Below are 26,384 nucleotides of genomic sequence, written 5' to 3'. Positions count from 1 at the left end.
AAAACCCTTGCCGGCTTCACCGGCACGGGCCGCCTCGACGCCGGCATTCAGTGCGAGCAAGTTGGTCTGGAAGGCGATGTCGTCGATGACGCCGATGATGTTGGAGATCTCGCCCGAGGACTTCTCGATCGCATGCATCGCATCTACGGCGTTGGCAACGACTTCGCCGGACTTCTCAGCGCCGGCACGCGTGCGGGCGACCAGCGCGCCGACCTCTTCAGCCCGGCGGGCGGAGTCCTTGACCGTCGTAGTGATCTCTTCAAGCGCTGCGGCGGTCTCCTCGACCGAGGCTGCCTGCTGCTCCGTGCGGCGGGCGAGATCGTCGGCGGCCGAGCGGATTTCCGTCGCGCCGGCATCAATGCCGCGGGCATTGGCACCGACGGCGCAGAGCGTGTCGTGCAGCTTGGCGACCGAGTTGTTGAAGTCGGCGCGCAGGCGATCGAGACGATCGGCAAAGGGATTGTCGATGCGATAGGCCAGATCGCCGTCAGCAAGACGGCCGAGACCGGTTGCCAGACCATCGACGGCCTGCTGCACTTCGGCAGCATCGCGCGCCTTCTGCGCTTCGCGTTCCAGTCGCTCGCGTTCCGACAGCGAACGGTTCGCATCCGCTTCGCTTTCGAGGCGGGCGCGCTCGACTGCATTGGCCTTGAAGACGGCGACGGCGGCGGCCATCGAGCCGATCTGGTCGGTCCGCTCTTCGCCGGGGATCTCGACGTTGTGGTTACCCGACGCGAGCTTCTCCATCGCGCTGGTCATATCCGTGACAGGACGGATGACGAGGCGGTTGAGGAAGGTCGCGAGGAAGACGAGCATCACGCCGACCGCAAGGATCGTGGCGATGGTCGCGGCAATGCGGAACTGATCGATCGCCGAATAGGCGGCGTCGGCGTCGATGACGAAGCCGACATACCATTCGACTGAGGGCAGGCCTTGGACCGGAACGAAGCTCACCAGCATCGGCTTGCCGTCGAGCTCGGTGTTCATGATACCGGAGCCGATTGCCGGTGTGTCGATCGGGAAGGCATCGGCGAGCGACTTGGTGACCAGCTTGGCATCGGGATGAACCAGGATCTGGCCGTCCTTGCTGGCGAGGAAGGCAAAGCCTTCACCGCCGACATCGACGCCCTTGATCATCGTCACCAGGGTATCGAGCGAGAAGTCGCTGGCGGCAACGCCATAGAGCTTGCCGTCGCGCTTGACCGGAACGGCGGCGCTGATGATCAGCGCGCCGCTGGACGCGTCGACATAGGGTTCGGTCAGCACGCGAGCGTCAGCCTTGACGGCCTGCTGGTACCAGGGGCGCTGACGCGGATCATAGCCTGCCGGCATCGGATTGTCGGGCCAGGTGATGAACTTGCCGCTTTCGTTGCCAACATAGGTCGACATGAATTCGCTGGTGAGAACGTCGTTCTTCAGGATCGGCTGGACCCCACCGTCATCCGCGACGTTGCCGGTGGCATCAGCCACCATCGCCGTCAGCGTGACGCGGCCGTTCAGCCACTTGGCGACGCTCTGCGCGGCCTGGGTACCGGAGGAGGCAATGTTCTCCTCGACGGCCTTGGTGGTCGTGTCGCGCTGCAGGCTGTCGATGTAAACGGAAAAGCCGGCGAAAGCGCCGACGACGACACAGGACGCGGCAACGAGAATGCGCGTCATGAGGTTCGATCGCTTGGACAAGGTGGGCTCCCAATGGGTGCCGGCGGCGGCCGCCGGACATGAGCTCTTGATGATTTTCGCGCAGCATCCGTCGTCCGTCCGTGAAGACGGCGCGCAGAGGCTGACGGGAAAACGTTGAACATGCCCGAAGGCGAGGCCAGCCCTGCTTCATGCGGCTGGGGCCATCCCAAAATAGGGATGGGCCTATCGCGCAGGACGCTAGCGACCGGTATTTAAGAACAAATTAAAATTGATCTATTCAAGTTCGCGATGGCGGCGGCAACGGGATCTTTACCGCGGGACGGGTAAGAGCTTGCCCCCGAATGCAAAACGGGTGCACAGCGGCACCCGTCTCACCCATCACAAATCCAAACTGGTTTAGCGGCGCATGAACGCCTCGAAGGCGGCCCGCGCCTCGGCACTCTTCAATTGCGCGGCGAAGTGCTTCGCCTCTTCGTCGATACGCGCCAGCACGTCGCTGCGGTCGCCACGGACGAGATCGCGAGCGATGCGAAGTGCCTCCGGCGGCTTCTTGGCGAGCCGGCCAGCAAGCGCCAGGGTTTCGCGCTCGACCGCGTCCGCGCCGACAATCTTCCAGATCAGTCCCGCGTCCACGGCCTCGCCTGCGGTGAGCGGTTCGCCGGCGGCAAGCAGCGCGAAGGCCCGCTGGTGACCCATGATGCGCGGCGCGATCAGGCTGGAGGCCGCTTCCGGCACCAGCGCCAGGTCGACGAAGGGCGTCTTGAAGACCGAGCGCTCGGACGCAATCGTCAGGTCGCAATGCAGATGGATCGTCGTGCCGATGCCGATCGCGAGACCGTCGACGCCCGAGACGACAGGCTTCGTTGCGGTCGCGAGTGCCCTCAGGAACTCGATCACCTCCATGCCCATGGAACCGCCCATGGCGAAGGCGAGGAAGTCGGCCATGTCGTTGCCGGCGGAGAAGCAACCATCGGTGCCGAGAAAGGCGGTGGCGCGCACGGCCGGATCGCTAGAAGCGACCGTCAGCGCATTGGTCATCTTCGCGTACATGTCGCGCGTGATGGCGTTTTTCTTTTCCGGCCGGTTGAAGCGGATCACCTGGACGCCGGGGTGGGCTTCCGGCCGTTCGATGAGCACGTGGTCGGTCATGATGGGTCCTTTCAGGCCAGAACAGAGCGAGCGACGGCGAGGCTGTCGGCACCGTTGACGACACGGTCTTTCAGTGCGGCAGTCTCGGCCAGCAGGTTTTCGGCGGTGAAGCGGCAGAGCGCAATGCGCTGATCGTCCTTGCCATCGCTGACTTCCGCCAGACCACCCTTTGCGAGATAGGCGCCGGTCAGCGCCAGGCCGAAGAGCCGCTGGTAGGCGGTGGCGCCGGCGAGTGCTTCTGTGACCTTGCCGCCGGCAACCGCCGCAATCAGCCACTCGGTCGCGGTCGAAAGATCGTCCAGCGCCGCATCGAGGCGTGCAGCCGTCTCGCCAAAACCGTCGCGGTTCGAGGCGCGAACTGCCGCGGCGATCTCGCGCAACTCGGCAATGAAGCCACGCACGTGGCCGCCATCGGAAAGCGGCAGCTTGCGGGTGACGAGGTCGATCGCCTGGATGCCGTTGGTACCCTCGTAGATCGGCGCGATGCGGGCGTCGCGCAGATAGCGGGCAGCACCCGTTTCCTCGATAAAGCCCATGCCACCATGCACCTGGATACCCATCGAGGCGACATCGACGCCGGCGTCGGTCGAGAAGGACTTGGCGATCGGCGTCAGCAGGCTGGAGCGTTCCTGCCAGAACTTCGCCTTTTCGCCTTCGGCTGCATGCCCCATGTCGACGGCGTGGGCGCAGGCGTAGGAAATCGCGCGCGAGCCCTGCGTCAGCGCCTTCATCGTCAGGAGCATGCGGGCAACATCCGGGTGCTCGATGATCGGGCTCATGCCCTGCCCCGTCCAGCCAGGCGCCTTACCCTGGGTGCGCTCCTTGGCAAAGGCGATCGCCTTCTGCGTCGCGGCGTCGGCAATGGCCACGCCCTGCATGCCGACGGCCAGACGGGCGTTGTTCATCATCGTGAACATGCAGGCGAGGCCGCGGTTCTCCTCGCCGATCAGATAGCCGATCGCGCCCTTTTCAGCGCCGAACTTGCCATCGCCATAGATCATCGTGCAGGTCGGCGATCCATGGATACCGAGCTTGTGTTCGAGCGAATGGCAGAAGAGATCGTTGCGCTCGCCGAGCGAACCGTCCGCGTTGACCAGGAATTTCGGCACGAGGAACAGCGAGATGCCGCGGGTGCCGGCCGGCGCGTCCGGAAGGCGCGCCAGCACCAGATGGACGATGTTGTCGGTGAAGTCGTGTTCGCCCCAGGTGATGAAGATCTTCTGGCCGAAGATGCGGTAGGTGCCGTCGTCGCGGCGCTCAGCGCGGGCCTTGAGCACACCGAGGTCGGAGCCGGCATGCGGCTCGGTCAAGTTCATGGTGCCGGTCCATTCGCCGGAGACCATCTTCGGCAGATAGGTGGCCTTGAGCTCATCGGAACCGTGCTTTTCCAGCGCCTCGACGGCGCCCATGGTGAGCGTCGGGCCAAGCGCGAAGGCCATGGAGCCGGCGTTCCACATTTCCATGGCGGCGACGTGCAGCATGTGCGGCAGGTTCTGGCCGCCGAAATCTTCCGGGGCCGTCAGCCCGTTCCAGCCGCCGGCGATCCAGTTGTGGTAGAGATCGCGCCAACCGTCTGGGGTCTCGACCTCACCTTCGACGAGGCGCGACCCCTGCTTGTCGCCGATGTCGCCAAGCGGCGCCACCTCTTCCGTCGCGAACCGACCGGCCTCCGAAAGGATGGCATCGACCAGGTCTTCACCGAGATCACCCAGCGCGCCCGATTGCAGCGCATCGCCCATGCCTGCCACGTGCTTCAGCGTGAATGCGATCTCGTCGACGGGTGCCTTGTACATGATGATCCTCCCAGATAGCCAGGTCGCGCCGGGCGCGTCCTCGTGCGCCGAACACTATTGATTTTTACGTAAACGTCAACGTCAATTGCCGTCGGCTTCCCGAACATCGGGCTACGGCCGCCCGTAACAAAACTGTCATCAACGGCGCATAGAAGCCAAGACAGATAGTGCCGCGCGTCGTCGCTGGACGCGCGACTGTCACTTTAGCACTTTGAATGGCTGCGTGTTCCTCCCCCCCGTTGCCAACGATGGATCGGAACAGGCGGCGGACCCTGGACAAGGCGTTCAGATGAACCTGATTTCCACCGAAATACCCGGCATCGTCTGGGCCTATCGTTTCCTGCCGGGTGAAAGCCGCTGCCAGCGGATCGCCACCGACGCCTCGATCGACAGCCTCCTATCCGGGGAAGGATGGGTGTGGGTTCACCTCGCGCTCTCGGATGCGCGAACGCCTGCGCTCATCGAGCGGATCGGCAACCTGCCGCCGCTCGCAGTCGCCACGCTGACGAGCCACGACACCCAGGCGGCCATCACCGTTTCGGACGATATCGTGCACGGCACGCTCGTCGATTTCGAGCGCACCTTCGACGCGGTGACGAAGACGATCGGCTGGCTGCATTTCGCCGTCAGCGACCGCATCATCATCACCACCCGCCTGCATCCTTTGCGCAGCATCGACCGCGTCAAGGCAGCGGTGGAAAAGAGCACGAAATGCGCACGGCCGATCGACCTCTTCGAGATGATCGTCGTCGAATTCCAGCGCACGCTGATCTCGCTGGTTCTGGAACTGACCGAGGACCTGAACGTCATCGAGGACCATGTTTATGGCGAGGCTGGGCATCGGCAGCAGCCGGGACTTGCGCCGCTGCGGCGCACGGTGGTGCGGCTGCATCGGCACCTTCGCACGATCCTCGCCTTGCTCAGGCGGGCGGGCGCATCGGATGAGGACGAGGTACCGCCCGGGTTCATCGACGCCGCCGAGCGGCTTTCCGATCGGCTCGAAGCGGTCGACCGCGACGTCTTCGCGCTGCAGGAACGCGCGCGTCTGCTGCATGAAGAGATCGACAGCAAGATCTCGTCGGAGACCAATCGGCATCTTTACATCCTGTCGCTGATGACCGCCTTCCTCCTGCCGCCGACGCTCGTCACCGGCTTCTTCGGCATGAATACCGGGGCGCTGCCCTTCGCCGACGGCACCGGCACGCTCTATGCGGCGTTGTTCATCGCACTCTCCATGGGCTTTGCCTGGTGGATTCTCCGGCGGATCGGCATTCTCTGAGACGCGGTTCGGAACTCTCCCCAGGCGTTCGGTGTTGTTTGGAGCGACGTCCCCGTAGACCGTGGAGATTGGAAACATGGCGCTCAAGCGAATGGACAACATAGGCATCGTCGTCGAAGACCTCGAAGAGACGATCGATTTCTTCCGCGAACTTGGCCTTGAGCTCGAAGGGCGGGCGACGATCGACGGGGAATGGGCCGGGCGTGTCACCGGGCTCGGCGATCAGCTTGTCGAAATTGCCATGATGCGCACGCCGGATGGCCACAGCAGGCTCGAGCTTTCCCACTTCCTCGCACCACCGGTCGTCGCCGATCACCGCACTGCCCCGGTCAATGCGCTTGGCTACCTCCGCGTCATGTTCGCGGTCGACGACGTCGACGAGACGGTTGAGCGGCTCCGCAAACGCGGCGCGCAGTTGGTCGGCGAAGTGGTCCAGTATAAGGACGCCTATCGGCTTTGCTATATCCGCGGCCCCGAGGGCCTGCTCATCGGGCTCGGCCAAGAACTTTAGCCACTGCAGGACAAGTTTTCGCTAGGCACGGCGCGATCATCGGCCAGGCCCATCGCTCCCAGCTATGGCGGCCTCATGTGATCCCAGGCGAAAAAGGGCCAGGAGCGAAAGCGCCCGGCCCGGCCTACCCTTTAACCATAGGGCGAATAGCACTGGCGGCGCGGGCCGCCATAGGGCTGATAGGTATTGTCGTAGGCCCGGTATGAGCGGTAGCGGTCGTAGCACCACTGCACATGGCGGCTGCCATAGACGGGGGCAGGACGCGTGTAGCGCGGCGGCTGGGCGATCGCTCCACCGATAATCACTCCGGTGCCGAAGGCTGCCATCGGATACCACCAGCCATTGTAGTAGCGATAGCCAGGGCGGCGGTAGTTATAACCGCGGTAGCCGTTGTAGTAGTAATAGCCGCCACGACGCTCCATGCCCGGTCGGCGATACTGGACGTTCTGTGCATCGCTCTGCCGCTCAAGGCGCGGCGGTGTCGGCGTGAAGGCTTGCGACGGGGCGGCCGACGTCGCCAGCACAGCCACCGCAACGGCCACGGAAAACCACCGGCTCATCCCGGACTTCAGCACGTTCTTCATAAAATCCCTCCATCACCGAACGCATTTTGCGCGGCCCGGTTTCGGGTTGCCGCGGCATTTCAACCTTTCCATGATTTCACCCGGACCGAGGCCGATACGGGGATGTCCCTCAGCCGGGAAATCCGAAATCGACCGATAACGCATAAGTCACCGGTTTTGTTCCATCTTCCGCCTCCTGCGGGATCAGGTGGCGCGGCCAGCACCCGTTGCTGCAGCAAGGCATTGCCGCATCGTCGACCAACGCCTTCCCGGCTGATCGTCAGATCGCGAACATGAAAGCAATTGCTTATATACAGCCACAGGTCGGTATACATTCGCGCGTCGCTCCCGCACAGTCCGCTCGGGGGCTGGGATTTACGATGCGTTAACGATACTGTCGGCAATCTCAGAGAATGGCAAAGCGGTGTATCTCCACGACAGGGATGATTCTGCGCCTCGCGACCTTCATCGGTCTGGCTTTCGCGGCGGCGATCGCACGCGCCGGTGAACTGGAGCCCTGGAAGACCAAGTCGAATGCCATCATCGTCGACGCCTATGAGATGAACAGCATCGACTGGGAAACGATGCTTGGCGACAAGCGCGTTTCCGGTTTCATCGCCAAGGCCTCCGACGGCCTGCCCGAAAGCTTCTCCTGCACCGGCGACCACAACGGCGACACCTTCAACCACTGCAAGACCATGTGGCGCAAATACGCCGTCAGCCGCGAGCTCTACCAGACCCGCCGGATGATTGCCCGTTCGCACGGGCTGCTGTGGGGTGCCTACCATCTTGCCCGCCCGGGCAATCCCGTCGACCAGGCGAACCATTTCCTCGATTACGCCGATCCGCGCGACGACGAACTGATGGTGCTCGATCTCGAGGGCATCGATCCGGACAAGTACATGTCGCTGGAGGACGCCGCCATCTTCGCCGGGCACATCAAGACCCGGACCGGGCGCTACCCGATCCTCTATACCAACCACATCACCGCCAAATACATCGCCGCGCACCGGGCCAAACACCGGCTGCTGTCGCGCCTGCCGCTCTGGTACGCCCGTTACAAACCGGATATCCGCCAGGTTTTCCCGATGGGCAACTGGGATAGTTACGCGCTGTGGCAGTTCTCCTCGGGCATCAACTGCGGCAAGCGCCGCTGCCCCTACCGCGTGCCGGGAACGCTTGACGACATCGACGTGAATGTGGCGGCAATGTCGCCGCCGGCGCTGAAAGCGATCTGGGCACAGGGCGCCTTGCTGCCGGAAAAGCCACTGCCACTGATGCTCGTCGCCCAAGCCGAGCGGGGAACGGGCATGCAGGCGATCGCAAGGGCGACTGCGATGTTTAGCGAGCCGCTGCTCGTGAGCCGCGCCGACGCTACGAGCGGCGCCGGCAGCGGCGTCGACATGTTGGTGACCGGCTCGATCGATTTCGCCCGCCAGGAACGTGCCCTGCAGGTGGCGATCGCCGGCAATGATGCCGCCCAGGGCGCATGCTCCAAGACGGAGGCCGGCACCGACGCCCCGGCAAGCGTTTCAGCCAATCCGATCCCCTGCAACGCGCCCTAAAGCCTCTCGCTTGAAAAAGCATTCACGCGACAGGCACTAAGCGCTTGTTGTTATGCATGTCGTTGCCGCAAAACCGCTGCACACTTTTGCGCGACATCATTAAAGCCTTCAAGCTTCGATCTGGACGTCTCCGAGCGGTCGCGAGCAGCAGGCGAGGATGTAGCCCTCATCGATCTCGTCGTCGAGAATGCCGCCATTGTGGCTCATATCCACCTCGCCTGAGACCTTCATAACCCGGCAGGTGCCGCAGATGCCGCCTTCGCAGGCAGCGCCGATCCTGACGCCGTTGGCGCGCGCCGCCTGCAGGATCGTCTGGCCGGGCTTGGCCTCGATCTCCTTGCCGCTCATGGTGAAGGCGATCTTGGCGGCCTGGACCTCGCCCTCGTCACCGGCGCCGGCGCGCACGGCAATCTCTTCCGCCGCAGGTGCGGCGGCCGGCTGGAAGCTCTCCTCGTGGTAGCGGCCCATGTCGAAACCGGCCGATTTCAGCATCTCGCGCACGCCGCGCATGAACGGTTCGGGGCCGCAGCAGAAAACGGTGCGGTCCATGAAATCGGGCGCAAGCAGCGGCAGCTTGGCGCCATCAATGCGGCCGCGAAGCCCGTGCCAGCCGTGGCGTGCCTCATGTCCCTCGACGATGAAGCCGAGGTTCAGCCCGGACATCTGCGTCGCCAGAACCTCCAGCTCCGAACGGAACAGCAGGTCCTCCGGACGACGCGCGCAGGAGATGAAGGTCACATCCGTCTCCGGCACGCAGTCCGCCATCCAGCGCGTCATCGACATCATCGGCGTGATGCCGGAGCCGGCCGAGATAAACAGGTATTTGTCGCCGGGATGGCGGACGAAGCTGAAATCGCCGAGCGGGCCAAAGGCGCGGAGTTTCATTCCGGGCTTCAGGTGCTCGAACATCCAGCGGGTGCCGATGCTGTCTGACTGCGCCTTGACGGTGACGGCGATCGACAGCGGCCGCGAGGGCGTCGACGACAGGGTGTAGGTGCGCATCACTGGCTCGTCGGCGACGGGCAGTTCGAGGGTCACGAATTGCCCAGGCAGATAGCGAAACCAGGCGGGCTTTTCGGCCCGGAAGGTGAAGGTCATGACATCGGCGGTCTCGACGACCGCCGATGTGCATTCGAGCATCTGCTGCCGGTCGATCCAGACATGCAGCGCGTCGAAATGGTGAAACGAAGAGGCCATCTGCATGTCAGGCGACCCTTGAAAGCGGAGCCGCGTCGCCGGCAAGGCGCTGCTCCATGAACTTGCAGTACCACTCGACGAACTGCATCACGCCACCCTCGTGCTCGGGCGAATAGGGACCGGGCTCATAGGCCGGTGAGCGGATGCCGAAGGCATTTTCCTCGACGATCTGACGGTCCTGATCGTTGGTCTCGGTCCAGACATGCGTCAGTTCTTCTAGATTGTAGTCGACGCCTTCGACCGCATCCTTGTTGACGAGCCACTTCGTCGTCACCTGCGTCAGTTCGGGCCCGAGCGGCAGCACCCGGAAGGTGATGGCGTGGTCGGCGAGCACATGGTTCCAGGTGGTCGGATAGTGGAACATCAAGAGCGTGCCGATCTGGCTCTGGGAGACGTCGGCGGACAGGGCCCGCCTGACGGCGCGGGCGCCCGACATGGTGTAGCTTTCGGCATTGTCGACAAGCGGCATGCGGGCGGCGCGGAACTGACCGGTCGGCGACATCTTAAATTCGCTCGGCAGGCCCTCGGCCTCGCACTTCGCCCAATGTTCTGCGATCACAGGATCATCCTTGGCGCCCTGCACCCCGGTCGCCGTCGGCGCCTCAGGATAGGTGCGGCAGAGTTCCGGATGATTGGCGGCGCAATGGTAGCATTCGCGGTTGTTTTCCCAGACGAGCTTCCAGTTGCCCTTCTCGATGATGGTGCTTTCGAACGCGACCTTGGTTTCGCCGAGCCGATGCGGCGCGAGATAGGGCAAGGCCATGTCGCGGAACGCCGTGAAATCCATCGGCTTTTCCGACAGGTTGATGAAGATGTAGCCGCCGACCGTTTCGCAATGGATCGGCTTCAGACTGTGGGCGGCCTTGTCGAAATCCTCTCCCATCTGCCGGGCGAAGAGCAGCGAGCCGTCGAGTTCGTAGGTCCACTGGTGATAGGGACAGACAAGCTTTGCCGACGAGCCTTTCGCCTGCGTGCAGACGCGCGAGCCGCGGTGGCGGCAGGAATTGTGCAGCGCCCGGATGGCGCCCTGGCGGTCGCGGGTGATGACAACGGGGTAGTCGCCTACCTGGACGGTGAAGTAATTGCCGGCCCGCGGGATCTCGCAGTCATGGCCGATAAACAGCCAATCCTTGTACCAGATGTTTTCCAGATCCTGCCTGTAGTAGTCGGGATCGATGTAAAAGGCCCGGTCGAGGCTGTAGCCGTCCCGCCTGCCCTTCAGCTTTCGAAGCATATCGTTTCTGGTGTCCATGTCCTGTCCTCATGCGCCATGTTTCGGAGAGGCAGGACAGGAACCCGCACGGGCGCACGCCCATGCGTTTGAGGCTCCGATCCGGCTGCCCGCCGCAACCCGTTACGGTTATGTCCGTCAAGGCTGGTTTCCGGGCTCAGGAGCCGTCCTTTCGGACCTGCCCGGCGCCTTCCCGGACGAACCGTCCAGTGGCCTTTGCCGAGGCTTTCGCTCCACCACCGTTGCGGGGGCAGCGCCGGGATTTGACCGGCTTCCCAATTCTCCATCTTCCCTTCGAAGACGGCACCTTGAGTAAGGATATGTAATCGCGGAAGTCGCCTTGGCAGCTGCCCGATAGCGACATCCAATTCCAGAATGACGACACGGAAAAAACCGCCACAAAAGGCCACCGTCTTAGAATTTTTACATTGCAAACATATAGATAGATCACATCTTGGGCATTTGCCGACTTTTGCGGCGCGGTCGGCGCAGATGCGGGAGGGTTTCGCCCGTTTGCGACATCGCGTCAGATAGAGAACGCTAATGATGCAGCCAGGACGAAATCATTCATTAACCATGAGCCGCTAGCCTAGCCGGCGGACGAGAGAGGTCCTGCAGGCAGGCAGATGGCGCGCTGACGATCATGGCAAAGTTGAGATACTACGACGCGACAGCCGAGAAGCTGCCGACAATCCCGCCGAAGGTGGCGGTTCATACCGAATTCCTGCGCACGGGCCGGATCAACCGCAGGCAATGGTTGCCGAGCGAACGCCGGTATTTGAGCTATGAGGAAGTCGCAGACAGGACGGGCAAGAAGCTCAGCACCGCCGGCGACACGACCCATAAGCGGATCAACGGGTTCCACACCTCGATCCAGTTCCCGAAGATGATCTTCCACCGCACGCTCGTCGGCCGGCCGCATCTCGGCTACTGTCACGTGACGGCGGCGCGTACGCCGGTTACTCCCTCCAAGGACATCACCTGGTCCTTCTACTTCGCCAACTTCTTCTGCAACCTGGGCGACGAGACGCATTTTTTCGAGAGTATCCAGCCCGGCTATTCACGCATGTACTTCGCCGTCGCCATCGAACCGGGCGCCGAAGCCGGGCAAATGGTCATCAACCGCAACTTTCGTGACAACGGGCTGCTGTTTCGCACCGATGATCCCAAGGTCGCGCTGAAAAACGTACTGATGCTTGGCGCCAAGGATGACGCGTTGCGTCGCATCATTCGCAGCCTCTGAGCCGAACCGGTTCCTTCAAAGAAAATCGTTCTGTTTTTCCGGTGCGTCCGTTAAGGAAGCGTCGGAAAGGAAACGGCATGGCTGAGATCATCGACACGGATAGAGAACCGGACCGCGCGATCGCGCGCGCCTGCGCCGTTCTTGCCGAAGGCGAGCCGGTCGCCATTCCGACCGAGACCGTCTACGGCCTTGCCGCCGACGCTACCAATCCCGATGCGATCAGTCGCATCTACGAGATGAAGGGGCGCCCGCGCTTCAATCCGCTGATCTCGCATGTTTCCGACATGGCGATGGCCGAAGCCCATGTGCATTTCGATCCGATTTCGAGGCAGCTGGCCGAAGCCTTCTGGCCGGGCCCGCTGACGCTGATCCTTCGGCAGCGCGCCGACAGCACGGTTCATGCGCTGGCGTCCGCCGGCCTCGACACGCTCGGCATCCGCATGCCCGACGGTTTCTCGCGCCGGGTAATCGCCCACTTCGGGCGACCACTGGCCGCACCCAGCGCCAATACGTCGGGCAAGATCAGCCCGACCAGTGCGGTCCATGTGGAAGCCGATCTCGGCGAAAAACTGAAGCTGATCCTCGACGCCGGCCAGGCCCAAATCGGCCTTGAATCGACGATCATCAAGGTAGACGGCGACGAGATCCGGCTGCTTCGGCCGGGTGGCCTCGATGCCGCCGAGATCGAACGCCTGCTTGGCCGTCCGGTGACCCGGCCGGAGACGGCGGGAGCGACGATCGAGGCGCCGGGCATGCTCGCCTCGCACTACGCGCCCGGCGCTGCCGTCCGGCTCGATGCCGCCGAGGTGCATGCGGGCGAAGCCTTGATCCGTTTCGGCGGCAATCGGATCGCCGGCGAAGAGCAGGCGGCCGTCGTTCTCGATCTCAGCCCGACTGGCAATCTGCGCGAAGCCGCCGCCAATCTCTTCGACTATATGAAGCGGGCGGATGCCAGCGGCGCAGAGACCATCGCCTTCGGGCCGATCCCTTCGGACGGGTTGGGGGAAGCCATCATCGACCGGTTACAACGGGCGGCGGCACCACGAGGGTAAGATAGTGTGCGGCATCTTCTCCGCACCCACCCTCATCGAACGGCACCAATTGCGGTTATGATCGCCGCCGACCAGGAACCGAGGACCAGATCCTCAGATCGACCGATCCGATAGCGCGCGCAGGCGCAATGCGAAGTGAGGCCCATGACCACCCTTCCCTCTCCCGAACTCATCGCTTCCTTCGCCGAGATCGTCGGCAACACCAACGTGCTGACGGACGAAGCCGACAAGGCGCGCTATCTCGTCGAATCGCGCGGACTTTACCGCGGCACGACGCCGATGGTCCTGCGTCCGGCCAACGTCGACGAGGTCTCGCGCATCATGAAGCTCGCGAGCGCCACCCGCACGGCGATTGTGCCGCAGGGCGGCAACACCGGCCATGTCGCCGGGCAGATCCCGCGGGAGGGCAAGGCAGACATCGTTCTTTCGCTGGAACGGCTGAACCGCATTCGCGACATCGATCCGGTCGGCAATGTCATCGTCGCCGATGCCGGCTGTATCCTCGCCGATATCCAGAAGGCGGCGGACGAGCACAATCGCCTGTTCCCACTGTCGCTCGGCTCGGAAGGTTCAGCCCGCATCGGCGGCAATCTCTCCACCAATGCAGGCGGCACCGCCGTGCTTGCCTATGGCAATATGCGCCAGCTCTGCCTCGGCCTCGAAGTGGTGCTGCCGACCGGCGAAATCTGGGACGGGCTGCGCCGGTTGAAGAAGGACAATACCGGTTACGACCTGCGCGATCTCTTCATCGGTGCCGAGGGCACGCTCGGCGTGATCACCGGCGCCGTGCTCAAGCTTTTCCCGAAGCCGCTCGGGCATCAGGTCGCCTTTGCCGGAGTCGGCAGCGTCGAGCATGCGCTCGCTCTGTTCGAAAAGGCGTCCAGCCTTTGCGGGCCGGCGTTGACCGGCTTCGAGCTGATGCCGCGGCTCGGCGTCGAATTCACCACCAAGCACATCCCCGGCGTTCGTGATCCGATGGAAACGGTCCATCCCTGGTACGCGCTGATCGATATCTCGACGTCCGATAGCGCCGAAAGCGCGGAACGGATGGTGCAGGACCTGCTGGAGCAGGGATATGCGGCCGGCCTCGTCGAGAATGCAGTGATTGCCGCCAACGAGACACAGGCGAAGGCGCTGTGGCACATGCGCGAGAGCATGTCGCCGGCACAAAAGCCCGAGGGCGGCTCGATCAAGCACGATGTCTCCGTGCCCGTCTCCAGCATTCCGGCCTTCATGAAGGAGGCGGATGCCGCCGTTGTGAAAGCGATCCCCGGCGCCCGCATCTGCTCCTTCGGCCACATGGGCGACGGCAACATCCATTACAACATTTCGCAGCCAGTCGGCGCCGACAAGCAGGCCTTCCTCGACCGCTGGCGCGAAATCAACGCCATCGTCCACGGCATCGTTCTGAGCTACAACGGCTCGATCTCCGCCGAGCACGGCATCGGCCAGTTGAAGCGCGACGAACTCGCCGAGGTCCGGGCGCCGATCGAAATCGAGCTGATGCAACGCATCAAGCACGCGTTCGATCCTGCAGGTATCATGAACCCCGATAAAGTGCTGCGCGCCGACGGTTGACGACGCGCCGTTTCGCGCGGTGCGCGGCGATGCAGCAACAGTCTTGGGCTGACCGTCAGACGGCGTGCGTCAGCGGCCGCCTGCGCGCAATTGCGAGAGCGACAGCAAGGTCTCGGCACTGACGCCAGCGCTGCCGCCGCCAGTCAGAATCGCGAGACCGGGCGATACATCCTGGTTGTTCTCGACGTCGTAGAGCGCCGTGAAGCGTTGCAGAAGCTTCTCAAGCTGACCCGGCTGCTGCAGTTCCTTGATGTTGACGGTGCGCTCGATAAAGGCCGCCTGGGCCTCGATCTTGGCGTTCTGCAAGCCCTCCGGCATGCTGTAGGCGGTCTTGATGACCTCGAACAGGGCGCGATCGGCCAGGATGTCGTAGGCCGTGTTGATGTCCGAGGCCTTGCGCTTGAAATAGAGCGCCAGGCGAATGCCGCCGTTATCGGCGCCCTCCTTCTCTTCGAGCGACTGATTGAGGAAGAGATCAACGGTGGTGACGAGACCGCGGCGGGTCTGGATCTGCCCTGCCTCGCCCCTGACGATCTTGCCGTCCTTGTCGAAGTTGAAGGACGAGACGATCTCGCGATACTTCAGCCCATTCGGGTCGGTGTTGATGAAGCTCTTCGGATCTTCGAGATCCGACGTAAACATACTCCTGAGATAGTCGGACTTGACCGTCTCCGGATCGATACCTGCGCCGACGAGAACCATGTCGACCAGCCGGCGGTTCTTGAGGAAGGCATCCAGCGTTTCGATCTTCGCGATCTCGGAGGTGTAATATTTGGCTTCTTCCTGGGCCTTTTCCTTCGCGATCTTCTTCTCGTCGTCCGTGCCGAAGCGGGACTTGGCGACGATATAAGCCCGCGCCGTATTCATGATGTCGCCGTCGCTCTGGGCGAGTTTTGGTGCGCCGAGAGTCCCGTCCGGATTGAAGTTGAACGCTTTCACGAGCTTGACGTAGCGTTCGTCGCGCAGCGTGTTGACGTAGCTTCTGGGATCGTTGAGATCGCTCGTCAGAATGCGCTTCAGATCACGCTTGCTCAGGCCCTCGTCTTCGAGACCGAAGGCGCTGAGCGTGAACTTCAGTACGCCATTGTCGGCCAGCAGCTTGTCGACCGACTCCATCGAATTGACCAGCAGCTTGAAGCGCTTGACCAAGGCTTCGTCTTCGGCATCGCCCTTGTCATTGTAGCGGACCATGTAGCCGTCGGACGTCTTCTTCAACTGATCGGCGTCCTGCGCCGTCTTGCCGGGCTGCAGCGTGCCGTCGGGCCGGAAGTTGAAGGCTTTGTGCATTTCCTTAAAGGCGGCATTGTACTCGCCGCCCTGCGTGTTGACGTAGCTGTTCGGGTCGTTGATGTCGCTGGTGAGGATGTTTTCGATCGTCGACGGCACGGTCGTCGACGCTTTGAGGCCGAAGGCCGTGACGAGGTAGTTGAACAGCCGGCTGTCGCTGGTCAGCTCGGAGATGCTGGTGACGCCGGCGATCTTGCCTTCGTAATATTCCTTGTTCAGCAGTGCCCCGGCGCCGGTCAGGCGCGCGCCGCCGAGCGGCGTTTCGCCCGGTTTCTTGAACACGTAGATGTTGTTGAGTTCCGTCTTCTTTGCGTCGCTTATCGCCTTTTCGCCGGCCGGCACGCTGCCATCAGCGTTGAAGTTAAAGGTTTCCGCCAACTTGATGTAGGTTTCGAGATTGCGGATGCGCCCGTTCAGCGTGTTCAATTCCTCGCCGAGCGATGCGAGCAGCGCGGGCGCCTGGTCGCGTGGCGGAAGCTTGGCATCGAGATCGGCGACGATCGCGTTGTGCTCGTCGATCTTGGCCTGAATCGCCGGCTTGTCGGCAGCGGGCGCCTCCGCAAGTTCGGACGTCAGCCTGTTAATCTCCCCGAGGGACTTGAGCCGCGTCTGAAGGTCAGTCTGCAGCTTGAGCGCTTCTTCCCGCCTCGTCACAGCGGCCGTGCGGCTTGCGGTCAGAGCGGCAGGGTCGCTGGTCAGCGCGTCGCGGACCTCGGTGTAGTTGAACGTCTTCGGGTCAATATCGAAGACGGTGAAGGCAAACGAACGCAGTCGTTCGTTGCCGAGGAACTTGTCGACATCGGTGACGAGATCCATGGCCGCGCCAAAATAGGCCATCTCTCCGCGCATGGCCGTGTCGAGGCTGGCGATCCGCTCGTTGTAGAGACCGATCAGCGCATCCTGCTGTGCGTTGGTTTGAGCCACCGGCTTCGACGAGCTGAAGCTGAAGGCCTGCGCGAAGTTGCGGTAGCGTTCATCGGTGAGACGGTTGGCAAAGCTGCTTTCGTCCGAAAGATCGCTTTCCAGCACCTTGCGCATGAAGGCCTTGGCATAGGTCATGTCCTCCAGGCCATGCGCTTTCATCGCGTATGAGTAGAGTCGATAGTCGTTCAGAAACTCCTCGACAGTTTTCACGCTGCCGATGTTCTCTTTATAATACTCCGCTTCGCGCGCGATCTGCGGCTGCTGGGCAATGCGGTTGAGGCTGCTCCTCATGTCCCGCGTGATGCGACTGTAGTCGAGATAGGTCGATACCATGCCCTGGCGCCTTGTCGGTTACCCATGGGGACAGGCTGGACCCGAGCCCCGAAACAGAATTCTGACGCGTCATGATTGCAGGACTGGCTTGCGTGTGGCTTTTCCCGGCAGTTCGAACGACGGCAAAGGTGCGCCTGATCGGAACGAATGCGGCCGCGCTGTTGACGAAACGGAAACCCTGACCGGTCGGCTTTTGCTAACCATCGAGAAACGCAAAGTTTTCTTAACCGCGAATTTTAAGTCGTTCGGAAAGGGCGCCGCCTATTCTCCCGCTCATAGAGGACGAAAAGTCCCGACGAGAAGACCGGAAACCGGCTCTCAAGGAAAAACAAGGGCGATTGAAATGCGCAACACACTCTCTCAACCCGCATGGGTCGAAAACACGCTCCGTCTTGATCCGCAGCGCTTTCCACAGCAGGCGAGCTACGCCTTGCGCGGTCACACCGGTAATGTCACGATCAGCCTGGACGAGCGTGGCGCAGTTCTGCGCAAGGTGCTACCATCGAGCGGCCTGCCGCTTTCGATCGCACTGCCGGCGCGCGCATTCAAGGGGGTCGCGGCTCGCGCGATCGATCACGGCGACGGAGACGTTACAGTGACGCTGGAACTTCATCACGACGACCCGGACCTCTGTGTCCCGCTGCTCGTCGCACACGACCTGTCCGACATCGCAGCCGACTGGCGCGCCTGGGCAGAAGCTTATCGCATTCCGATGCTCATGGTCGAGGCGGATGGCGTGGCAAGGCCGCTCGAAGAGCACCTTGGCGACGTGCGCACCGCGCCCGTCAAGCCGCGCCGCCGCCACTCCTTCTTCGCAGAGCGCCGCCCGCGCTTCCTCGTGCGCCGCTCCACCGGCACGCTTGGCGTACACATGAAGATCGACGGGCGCGAGATCATCGCCCGCAGCTGATTGCAGAGCCTACCTCCAGCGCGACAGCCGGCCGTTCCCTGCGGCCGGCTGTCGCGTTTGGCGAGGCCAGATCTGTCGGGACATTTTCTTCGTGCACGCATGCACTGGGGTCGTCGCCGCCTCCCCTGACGATTTACCGAATGTTCCCCCGGAAACAGTTGCGTCGCCTTCTTCGTGCCATATGGGCTGCATAGCCAAGTCCACGAAAGAAGGAGAAACCCGATGCGCAAGCACATCGCCTCAGTCGTTGCCGCCGTCCTGTCCAGCTTCCGTGCGCGTCACGAGGCGAGGAAGCGCAAGGCCGCCCGCGACATCAGCTGGGCCTGAGATTTTTGCGGCCCGCAACAGGCGGGCCGACCATGGGGCAATGAAGACGATCCTCCGCCGCAACGGAGGATTTTTCATGTCAGGCGCAGGAGAAGCGCCAGCACCAGCCCGGCGAAGATGATCAGACCGACGATGCTGTTGAACTTGAACAGCGCCAGGCACTGTGCAGGATCATGGATGTTCAGGACGAGGATCTGATAGGTCAGCATCGCTGCTGCGATCAGGAGGCCGACATAGGCGACGGCACCGGCGCCGGCTGCGACGAACGACAGAAGGACGAGCAGCGTCGCGATGCCATAAAGGCCGATCAGCCAGGGGCGCGGGTTTTCACCGAAACGCCGCGCCGTCGAGCGCACGCCGATCAGCTCATCGTCCTCCTTGTCCTGGTAAGCGTAGATCGTGTCGTAACCGATCGTCCAGGCGATGGCCGCGCCGTAAAGCAGAACGGCGGCAACCGACAACGTGCCGAATTCGGTCGCCCAGCCCATCAGCGCGCCCCAGGAAAACGCCAACCCCAGAAAGAACTGCGGCCAGTCGGTAAACCGCTTGGCGAAGGGATAGATCGCGACGATCGCCAGCGACAGGATGCCGAGCACGATCGAGAAGGTGTTGAACTGCAGCAGCACGACAAGGCCGACAAGTGCCTGCAGCACCGTGAACACCTTGGCCTGAAGGCGCGAGACACGCCCCGACGGCAGCGGCCGCGAGCGGGTACGGGCAACCTCCATGTCGATGTCGTGATCGACGATATCGTTGTAGGTGCAGCCAGCACCACGCATGGCGATGGCGCCGACAGTGAACAGGAAGCAATGGAACAGGAAGCGGCCGAAGGAGAATTGACCGGCACTCGCCGACACACCCGACGCCAGGGCCACGGACCAGAGGCAAGGCAGCAGCAGCAATTGCCAGCCGATCGGACGGTCCCAGCGGGCAAGCTGCGCATAGGGCCAGAGCGCACGCGGCAGCACGCGATAGACCCAGTTGTTGGACGGCGCGTCCTGAACGCGGCCGGAATCGGCAGAGATTGTGTTCATATCCCTGTTTGACGCCGCAGGCCCGGCCGGTCAAGCGGCGAGATCGCCGCCGACCACGGGAGGAAAACGCCTGATCAGGGAAGCGTGAAGTCGAAGCGGTATGTGGCTGACAGACCGACGAGAACCTGGTTGCGGCTGCCGCGTTCGCGAACGAGGCTGGAATCGGCCGCCGGGCCAAGCAGGCGCTTGTATTCGGCATAGGCGCTCGTCTCGAGCTTTTCGGTTGCCTGCCAAGTGATCGCAGCACCGATACCGGCCGAGCCGACGCCGCCATGCGGGGTATAGTTGCTGAGACCGGAGGCCGTCGCCTCGCGATCATTCACGCCGTAATAGGCCGTGTAGTAGCCGCTGCTGGCTGCCGACAGGCGCGGGCCGCCGGAAATGCGGACATTGCTGCTGACATCGGCAAAGGCGTCCGCCGCGACATCGGCAACGACGCCGTGGTGACTGCGGATACCCTGGCGGACTTCGGCGCGCACACGCAGCCAGTCGGTCGGGTAGACCTCGGCAAAGCCGCCGGCTTCACCGCCGAACTTGACCGGATCAAGTCCCTTGAGGTCGCTGGACGTGCCGGCATCGCGTTCGAAAATCAGCTTTCCGACAAGACCGGCGCGGAAGCTGCCCTGGTCGACCAGCGCATAGGACATGTTGTCGTTGCGCGAGGAGAAGCGGACCGTGCTGCCGGCCTTGCCGAGCGAGATCAGCGGGGCCGCCTGGAACATGCGCTTGGAAGCGCCTTCGTATTTCGGGCCGTAAAAGCCGGTGGCGCCGACCTTCAGGTACCAGTCACCGGACCAGAAATGTTGGCCGTCACCGGCGGAGGCGGCATTTGCCGACAGCAAAAGGGTTCCAGAAAGGAAAACAAGAGAACGGATACGCAAGAAACAACTCCGGAAGATTCATTCGCCGGGGCGAAATTGGCCGTGCCGTCGGGCCGAAGGAGGGAGTGGGCAGGAACGGCACAGGGCGAGTTATTGGCCCTTGTTCCTACGATTCCGTTAACCAGGTCAATTCAGCTTTCGTTTCCCATGAGCGCCGTAGCTGCCCGCGGTCACTGGCCGAGATAGGTCTTCAGATAGACGCTCGGCGGGCTGCCGAGCATGCGGCGGAACATCGTCGTAAAGGCCGCGACGTTCTCATAACCGGCATCGAGCGCCACATTGATGATCGGCTCGCCGTCGGCCAGAAGCGGCAGCGAGGCGAAGATGCAGGCCTGCTGGCGCCAGGTGACGAAACTGACGCCCGTCTCGTTGCGAAACAGCCGCGTGAACGAGCGGCGGCTGAGACCCAGCCTGTCGGCCCACTGGTCGATGCTTGCGGCCGCCGACGGCGCCTGCAGGAATTGCCGGCAGAGCGCCGCAAGCTTTTCGTCGCGCGGGAACGGCAGGCCGAGTGGGCGCTCCCGCAGCCGGCCGATTTCCTCCAAAAGCAGATCAGTCACCAGTTGTTCGCGCCGCTCCGACATCGCCTCGTTCTCTACGCTGACGAGCGCATCGACGAGGCTGCCGGCCAGCGGGTTGATTTCCATCACCATCGGCCGCTCGGCGCGCAAAAGGTCCGGCGCGAAATAGATCGAGTGCATGCGCACGTCGCTGATCATCTCGGCCGAATGCTCCACGCCCGCCGGGATCAACAGAGCGTGGCCGGGCGGCACCATCCATCGCCCGCGCTCGGTGCGCATCAGCACGACGCCGCCGCGCGCCCACCACAGCTGGGTCCGGGTGTGTTTGTGAAAAGGCACGAGGAGGCCGGCATTGTAATCCCGTCCGAGCGCGAGCACCGGGGCGTTTCCCGTCTCGACCCAGTCGAGGTTCCGGAAGTGATCGTCATCGGGAAGCTGCGGCAGCGGATATCGGCGGATCGGCATTTGGCCCACTCACGAAAGAAATCGACCAGATCACAAAAGCAGGCCAACCGCAACCTCAGTAGAGATAGGCCACGCCGCACACAACCTTCGAGACGGCAAGGAATCACCCATGTCTACCGTGACTTCAACTTCCGGGATCTCCCCGGAGAAGACGGCTTTCTCCGTCATCCTGGCAGTCAGCTTCTGCCATATGCTGAACGACATCATGCAGTCGCTGCTGACGGCACTCTATCCGCTGCTGAAGGCGAACTACTCGCTCGACTTCGTGCAGATCGGCCTACTGACCTTTACCTTCCAGCTGACGGCATCGATGCTGCAGCCGGCCGTCGGCATCATCACCGACCGCTGGGCCCTGCCCTATTCCCTGCCGCTCGCCATGCTGTCGACCTGCAGCGGCCTGATCCTGCTCGCCAACGCCCATGACTTCTGGGTTCTTCTGGTTGCTGCCAGCCTGATCGGCGTCGGCTCGGCGATCTTCCATCCGGAGTCCTCCCGCATCGCGCGCCTCGCCTCCGGCGGCCGCCATGGCCTGGCGCAGTCGCTGTTCCAGGTGGGCGGTAATGCCGGCAGCGCCATGGGTCCGCTGCTCGCCGCCTTCATCGTCATCCCCTTCGGCCAGGGCAGCCTCAGCTGGTTCTCGATCGTCGCGATCATCGGCTTCTTCGTGCTCTCCTGGGTCAGCACCTGGTATGTCCGCCATCGCCGTACGACCATGAGCCGCGCTGCGCCGAGCCGGGCGCTGCCTCTGCCGAAAGGCCGGGTGATGTGGGCTGTTGCCGTGCTCGTGCTTTTGACGGCCACCAAGAACGTCTACATGGCGAGCATCTCCAGCTACTTCACCTTCTTCGTCATCGAGAAATTCGGCATCGACGTACAGCAGGCGCAGTTGATGCTGTTCCTGTTCCTGGGCGCTGCCGCCGCCGGGACCTTCCTCGGCGGCCCGATCGGCGACCGCTACGGCGCCCGCTTCGTCATCTGGTTCTCGATCCTCGGCGTCATCCCCTTCGCGCTGATGCTGCCCTATGCGAACCTCTTCTGGACCGGCGTGCTCTCCGTCATCATCGGCCTGATCTTCTCCTCGGCCTTCTCGGCGATCGTCGTCTTCGCCCAGGAGCTGGTTCCCGGTCGCGTCGGACTGATTGCCGGCGTCTTCTTCGGGTTCGCCTTCGGTTTCGGCGGTATGGGCGCTGCCGTACTCGGCATCTTCGCCGACCGGCAGGGCATCGAGTTCGTCTACACGATCTGCTCCTATCTGCCGCTGCTCGGCATCCTGACGATCCTCCTGCCGAAGATCCCGACGCGATAGCCGCTCCGGCAGAAAAAAACAGAAAACCGGACCGGGCGCCGCCATGCGGCGCCCGGTTTTCGTCTGTGCGGCAAACGGCACGCGGCACCCCGGCCACTCGTCGCAGCCCTACGTAATCATTCATCAATTTTTGCGCGCTACGGTCGTCTGACGGGCTTGGGCAGGGGTACACAATGCAGGGGCGAACGGCGATTCCGGCCTTACTGGCGACGTTGCTCTTTGCAACGGCGGCACCGGCCGAGACCCTGAACCTGCTCATCTGGGAATCCTATATCGACCAGAAGATCCTCGACCGCTGGTCGTCGATTACAGGCGTGTCAGTGCACCAGGTCTATTACGACAGCGGCGATACCCGCGACGAGGTGCTGGCCGATCCGAACAGCCGCGTCGACCTGGTGGTGACCGGCGAAAACAGCGCCGCCCTCTTCGGTCGCAAGGGCGTTCTCGAAAAAATCGACGAGACCAACGTCGCCTCGCTCAGAGACTATGACGAGAGCTGGCGCAAGCGCTGCTCCGGCCGGGGCCTGCCCTATCTCTGGGGCACGATGGGCATTCTCTACCGTTCCGACGTCTTAGCCGAAGCGCCGACCTCCTGGCAGGACCTGATGCGCCCTGCCGCTGCGCTTGCCAAGCATGTGGCCATGTACGACGACCACAACGAGGCCTTCGTCGCCCCGTTGATGCTGCTCGGCCAATCGATCAATACCAACGACAGCAGCACGCTGAAGGCCGCCTTTACGCTGATGAAGGAACAGGCCCCTTCGGTGCTCACCTACGAATACATCATCAGCGCGATCCAGAACCCTGCAGTCAGCAAGGACATCTACATGGCGCTCGGCTACAGCGGCGACCAGCACGTGCTGAACGCCAAGGCCGGCACCCCTGGCGTGTGGCGTTATGCGGTTCCGAAGGAAGGCACACTCTCCTGGCTCGACTGCATGTCCGTCGTTGCCAATTCGCAAAACAAGGATCGGGCGCTGGCGCTGCTCGACTATCTCGGTTCGCCGGGAAGTGCCGCCGCCAACGCGCTGGCGCTCAACATGCCGACGGCAAGCCGGGCGGCCCACGCACTCCTGCCGGAAGAGGTTCGCTCCGACCCGGCGATCTACCCCTCGCCCGACATTCTGGCCAAGAGCCAGTATCAACAGGAACTGTCCACAGAGTCGGTGCAACTGCGCCGGCGTATCATCAGCACATTGGCGAATTTCCAGTGAACCTCGGCAAACGCGCGCTCATCCTGATCTTTCCCGTGGTGCTTGCCGGCTATCTGCTGGCGGCGGTCTCGGTCCACGTCACGCAGAGCCGCTCCATCCGCGCGCTCGAGCATGCCAAGCTGTCGCAGCGCCTTGAACATGCGGCCGCCGTCTTCCAGAACGAGATCGGCCGCAGCAAGGGCTTTCTCAATGCGCTGCTGAACGGCAATTCGCTGCGCCAGTACGTTTCCGAAACCGATGCGAGCTACAGGGCCAATGCGCTCGGCGTCCGGCTGCAGGAGAGCGTCAAATCGCTGCTCGACGATCCGACGGGCTATGTTTCGCTCGCGCTTCTGAGCTCGGAACTCAAGTCCGAATACTATTTTGAAAACAGCTGGGATCCGTTCGCCGAAATCGACGAGGCGCAGCTCAACCTTGCCCGCCGGCTGATCCGCGAAGACAAGCTCGCTGACTGGACCTATCTCTACGAAGCGGGCCAGAGACCGCGCATCGTCTATTCCTTCTTCCTCGACCCCATTGCCTTTACCCGGCCGTTGCCGAGCAAGAAATCGAACGCCCTGCTCGTCCAGGTCGCGATCCAGCCCGACCGCTTCCTCGACATGCAGCAGGCGCTGAAGAAGGAATACGGATCCGACATCGTTCTGCAGCCCTGGCCGCAGGCCATCACCGACGACCTTTCGGCAAGCGTGCATCTCGGACCTTCGCTCTATGCGACGCTCACCGTTTCGAGCGAGCATTTCGACGCGCTGATGGCGCGGCAGAAAATCCTGCTGGCGCTCGGCGCCGTCGCCATGAGCCTGTTCTCGATCTGGTTGATCATCATGTTGATCCGCCGCTTCATCACCGATCCGATCGCCACTCTCGACGCCAATGTGATGGCCGTGATGGTGGGTGCGCGCGACGAAATCCGCGATATGGAAGAAAAGGGCGAGATCGGCCGCCTCACGGAAAACATCCGCGAACTGCACCGCCAGTCGGTGCAATCGCTGAAGCTCGTGCAGCGCAGTTCCTGGACCGATACGCTGACCGGGATCAGCAACCGCGGCCACTTCAACGCACTCGCTGCCGGCGTCGTTCGCGAGGCGATCGCGGCCGGCGAGAAGTGCAGCCTGCTTTTCATCGACATCGACAACTTCAAGTTCGTCAACGACAAGCATGGTCACGAGATCGGCGACGAACTCCTGAAAACCTTGGCGGCCCGCATCGCCGAGCGGGTCGACGTGATCACCGAGCGCCGCGGCCAGAAGCCGGCGATCCTCGCGCGCCTTTCAGGCGACGAATTCGCCGTGCTGGTGCGCTCGCGCCCGGGCGACGGAACGGTCCGGGAAATCTCGGGCGCCATCCTCTCGCTGTTCGAGGACGGCTTCGAAGTCTCCGACAAGCGTTATCCGGTGACCGCAAGCATCGGCGCTGCGATCTGCCCGGATGACGCCACCAACCTCACCGAACTGATCGCGAATGCCGATGCGGCAATGTATCAGGCCAAGACCAGCGGCAAGAACCGCTCCGCCCGCTACTCGCGCGCACTTCACGACAAGCGCACGCGGCTGCGCCAGATCCAGGACGAGCTGCGCTCGCTCGATCCGGACGAACAGTTCCACCTCGTCTACATGCCGATGGTCGATACCGAGGGCCGGGTCACCGGCTGCGAGGCGCTGCTGCGCTGGTACTCGCCGGTGCTCGGCAATGTCACCCCGGATGAATTCGTGCCGATCGCCGAAAGCTCGGGGCTCTTCACCAAGATCGACTGGTGGGTGATCAACAAGGCGATGTCCGACTGCGGCCAGTTGAAGGCCCTGTTCGGCCCCGAAACAGTGCTCGCCATCAACATTTCCTCGGCCGAACTACATTCCAAGGCGATCGCCGACCACTTCGCCGACTGCCTGGAACGGCATGGGCTGGAGGCACGCTCGATCGAGATCGAGCTTACCGAAACCTTCGCCGTCAAGTTCAGCGACCAGCTTCGCCGCAACATCGATGCGCTCCGCCAGAACGGCTTCCGGCTTTCGATCGACGATTTCGGCGCCGGCTACACGTCCGTGCAGCAGATCATCGAATACACCGCCGATACCATCAAGCTCGACCGGGCGCTGGTGTCGAACCTCACCGCGTCGCATTCCCTGCCGGTATTGAAGGCGCTGATCGCGCTCTGCCACGCCAAGGACGTCGCGGTCGTCGGCGAAGGCATCGACACGCCGGAGAAACTCTCCATGCTGACGGCTGCCGGCTGCGACCTGTTCCAGGGTTACCTCATCAGCAAGCCGCTGCCGATCGAGGATCTGGCGATCTGGGCGCTGACACGCACCGCGCGTTATGCGCACGACGAAGCGCTGGACGAGCAACAGAGCCGCCAGGCCATCGCCTGAGATGGTGGCGATTG

The 26,384-nt window shown here is 62.9% G+C and carries 20 protein-coding genes, 1 pseudogene and 1 riboswitch; of the genes and pseudogenes, 10 read left to right on the top strand and 11 right to left on the bottom strand.

Going from position 1 to position 26,384, the window contains the following annotated elements; genetic code table 11:
• The 3 genes from mcpU to ASE71_RS15205 all read right to left on the bottom strand — a co-directional run.
• The coding region (gene mcpU / locus ASE71_RS15215; protein ID WP_244497372.1) for a methyl-accepting chemotaxis protein McpU at positions 1 to 1,659 on the bottom strand (1,659 nt) is incomplete at its 3' end.
• Positions 1,660 to 2,037: 378 nt separating this feature from the next.
• Positions 2,038 to 2,790 carry a crotonase/enoyl-CoA hydratase family protein gene (locus ASE71_RS15210; protein ID WP_060516333.1) on the bottom strand — a complete coding sequence of 251 codons (753 nt, stop codon included), beginning with the start codon at positions 2,788 to 2,790 and terminating at the stop codon, positions 2,038 to 2,040.
• A gap of 11 nt (positions 2,791 to 2,801) precedes the next feature.
• Entirely contained in the window at positions 2,802 to 4,583 is a 1,782-nt protein-coding gene (locus ASE71_RS15205) for an acyl-CoA dehydrogenase (protein ID WP_060516335.1), read from the bottom strand.
• Positions 4,584 to 4,872: 289 nt separating this feature from the next.
• Between ASE71_RS15205 and ASE71_RS15200 the strand changes: the two genes are divergently transcribed.
• The gene (locus ASE71_RS15200) at positions 4,873 to 5,862 is read left to right on the top strand and encodes a transporter (protein WP_060516337.1); all 990 of its coding nucleotides are present in this window, start codon (positions 4,873 to 4,875) and stop codon (positions 5,860 to 5,862) included.
• Between the two features lie 76 nt (positions 5,863 to 5,938).
• Complete coding sequence (locus ASE71_RS15195; protein ID WP_060516340.1) at positions 5,939 to 6,373, top strand: VOC family protein; 435 nt, start codon at positions 5,939 to 5,941, stop codon at positions 6,371 to 6,373.
• Positions 6,374 to 6,504: 131 nt separating this feature from the next.
• Here the strand turns inward: ASE71_RS15195 and ASE71_RS15190 are convergent, their stop codons facing one another.
• Both ASE71_RS15190 and ASE71_RS35770 read right to left on the bottom strand, forming a co-directional pair.
• Positions 6,505 to 6,933: a BA14K family protein gene (locus ASE71_RS15190; protein ID WP_034801454.1), complete on the bottom strand. Its 429-nt coding sequence runs from the start codon at positions 6,931 to 6,933 to the stop codon at positions 6,505 to 6,507.
• A gap of 83 nt (positions 6,934 to 7,016) precedes the next feature.
• Positions 7,017 to 7,271, bottom strand: a complete 255-nt coding sequence (locus ASE71_RS35770; protein ID WP_143034205.1) for a hypothetical protein — start codon at positions 7,269 to 7,271, stop codon at positions 7,017 to 7,019.
• A gap of 78 nt (positions 7,272 to 7,349) precedes the next feature.
• Here ASE71_RS35770 and ASE71_RS15185 point away from each other — a divergent pair.
• Positions 7,350 to 8,387 (top strand): annotated as a pseudogene (locus tag ASE71_RS15185) (glycoside hydrolase family 25 protein); the annotation flags it as partial.
• Between the two features lie 222 nt (positions 8,388 to 8,609).
• On the opposite strand, the gene ASE71_RS15180 reads toward ASE71_RS15185, so the two are convergent.
• On the bottom strand, positions 8,610 to 9,704 hold the full coding sequence (locus tag ASE71_RS15180; RefSeq protein WP_034801131.1) for a hybrid-cluster NAD(P)-dependent oxidoreductase: 1,095 nt from the start codon (positions 9,702 to 9,704) through the stop codon (positions 8,610 to 8,612).
• A gap of 1 nt (position 9,705) precedes the next feature.
• Positions 9,706 to 10,950, bottom strand: a complete 1,245-nt coding sequence (locus tag ASE71_RS15175) for an aromatic ring-hydroxylating oxygenase subunit alpha (protein WP_060516342.1) — start codon at positions 10,948 to 10,950, stop codon at positions 9,706 to 9,708.
• Between the two features lie 103 nt (positions 10,951 to 11,053).
• Positions 11,054 to 11,255, bottom strand: a riboswitch (cobalamin riboswitch).
• A gap of 317 nt (positions 11,256 to 11,572) precedes the next feature.
• On the opposite strand from ASE71_RS15175, the gene ASE71_RS15170 reads away from it, so the two are divergent.
• The 3 genes from ASE71_RS15170 to ASE71_RS15160 all read left to right on the top strand — a co-directional run bounded on the left by ASE71_RS15170 (position 11,573) and on the right by ASE71_RS15160 (position 14,802).
• Complete coding sequence (locus ASE71_RS15170) at positions 11,573 to 12,172, top strand: DUF6656 family protein (RefSeq protein WP_060516344.1); 600 nt, start codon at positions 11,573 to 11,575, stop codon at positions 12,170 to 12,172.
• Positions 12,173 to 12,249: 77 nt separating this feature from the next.
• Positions 12,250 to 13,224 (top strand): L-threonylcarbamoyladenylate synthase, encoded by a 975-nt coding sequence (locus ASE71_RS15165; protein WP_060516346.1) that lies wholly within the window; start codon positions 12,250 to 12,252, stop codon positions 13,222 to 13,224.
• A 144-nt stretch (positions 13,225 to 13,368) separates the two neighbouring features.
• Positions 13,369 to 14,802 (top strand): FAD-binding oxidoreductase, encoded by a 1,434-nt coding sequence (locus tag ASE71_RS15160; RefSeq protein WP_060516349.1) that lies wholly within the window; start codon positions 13,369 to 13,371, stop codon positions 14,800 to 14,802.
• Positions 14,803 to 14,871: 69 nt separating this feature from the next.
• Here ASE71_RS15160 and ASE71_RS15155 read toward each other — a convergent pair whose 3' ends face one another.
• On the bottom strand, positions 14,872 to 17,346 hold the full coding sequence (locus ASE71_RS15155) for a DUF1217 domain-containing protein (protein WP_034801120.1): 2,475 nt from the start codon (positions 17,344 to 17,346) through the stop codon (positions 14,872 to 14,874).
• A 343-nt stretch (positions 17,347 to 17,689) separates the two neighbouring features.
• Between ASE71_RS15155 and ASE71_RS15150 the strand changes: the two genes are divergently transcribed.
• Complete coding sequence (locus ASE71_RS15150) at positions 17,690 to 18,256, top strand: DUF6101 family protein (RefSeq protein ID WP_034801118.1); 567 nt, start codon at positions 17,690 to 17,692, stop codon at positions 18,254 to 18,256.
• 401 nt (positions 18,257 to 18,657) lie between these two features.
• Here ASE71_RS15150 and ubiA read toward each other — a convergent pair whose 3' ends face one another.
• The 3 genes from ubiA to ASE71_RS15135 form a co-directional block, all read right to left on the bottom strand.
• Positions 18,658 to 19,617 (bottom strand): 4-hydroxybenzoate octaprenyltransferase, encoded by a 960-nt coding sequence (gene ubiA, locus ASE71_RS15145; RefSeq protein WP_060516351.1) that lies wholly within the window; start codon positions 19,615 to 19,617, stop codon positions 18,658 to 18,660.
• Between the two features lie 74 nt (positions 19,618 to 19,691).
• The gene (locus tag ASE71_RS15140; protein ID WP_060516353.1) at positions 19,692 to 20,498 is read right to left on the bottom strand and encodes a MipA/OmpV family protein; all 807 of its coding nucleotides are present in this window, start codon (positions 20,496 to 20,498) and stop codon (positions 19,692 to 19,694) included.
• 170 nt (positions 20,499 to 20,668) lie between these two features.
• Positions 20,669 to 21,484, bottom strand: a complete 816-nt coding sequence (locus ASE71_RS15135) for an AraC family transcriptional regulator (protein WP_060516355.1) — start codon at positions 21,482 to 21,484, stop codon at positions 20,669 to 20,671.
• Between the two features lie 109 nt (positions 21,485 to 21,593).
• Here ASE71_RS15135 and ASE71_RS15130 point away from each other — a divergent pair, with 109 nt between their 5' ends.
• The 3 genes from ASE71_RS15130 to ASE71_RS15120 all read left to right on the top strand — a co-directional run bounded on the left by ASE71_RS15130 (position 21,594) and on the right by ASE71_RS15120 (position 26,370).
• Positions 21,594 to 22,790 carry an MFS transporter gene (locus tag ASE71_RS15130; protein WP_060516356.1) on the top strand — a complete coding sequence of 399 codons (1,197 nt, stop codon included), beginning with the start codon at positions 21,594 to 21,596 and terminating at the stop codon, positions 22,788 to 22,790.
• A gap of 173 nt (positions 22,791 to 22,963) precedes the next feature.
• Positions 22,964 to 24,004, top strand: coding sequence for an ABC transporter substrate-binding protein (locus ASE71_RS15125; RefSeq protein WP_034801108.1), 1,041 nt, complete (start codon positions 22,964 to 22,966; stop codon positions 24,002 to 24,004).
• Entirely contained in the window at positions 24,001 to 26,370 is a 2,370-nt protein-coding gene (locus ASE71_RS15120) for a putative bifunctional diguanylate cyclase/phosphodiesterase (protein WP_034801106.1), read from the top strand. Before ASE71_RS15125 ends, ASE71_RS15120 begins: the two co-directional genes overlap by 4 nt.
• The last annotated feature ends 14 nt before the right edge of the window (positions 26,371 to 26,384 follow it).

Origin of the sequence: Ensifer sp. Root954, from assembly GCF_001429005.1 — a bacterium.
Lineage (GTDB): Bacteria > Pseudomonadota > Alphaproteobacteria > Rhizobiales > Rhizobiaceae > Ensifer > Ensifer adhaerens.
The sequence above is the reverse complement of the archived record's forward strand: the minus strand, read 5'-3'. Positions and strand labels throughout refer to the sequence as shown.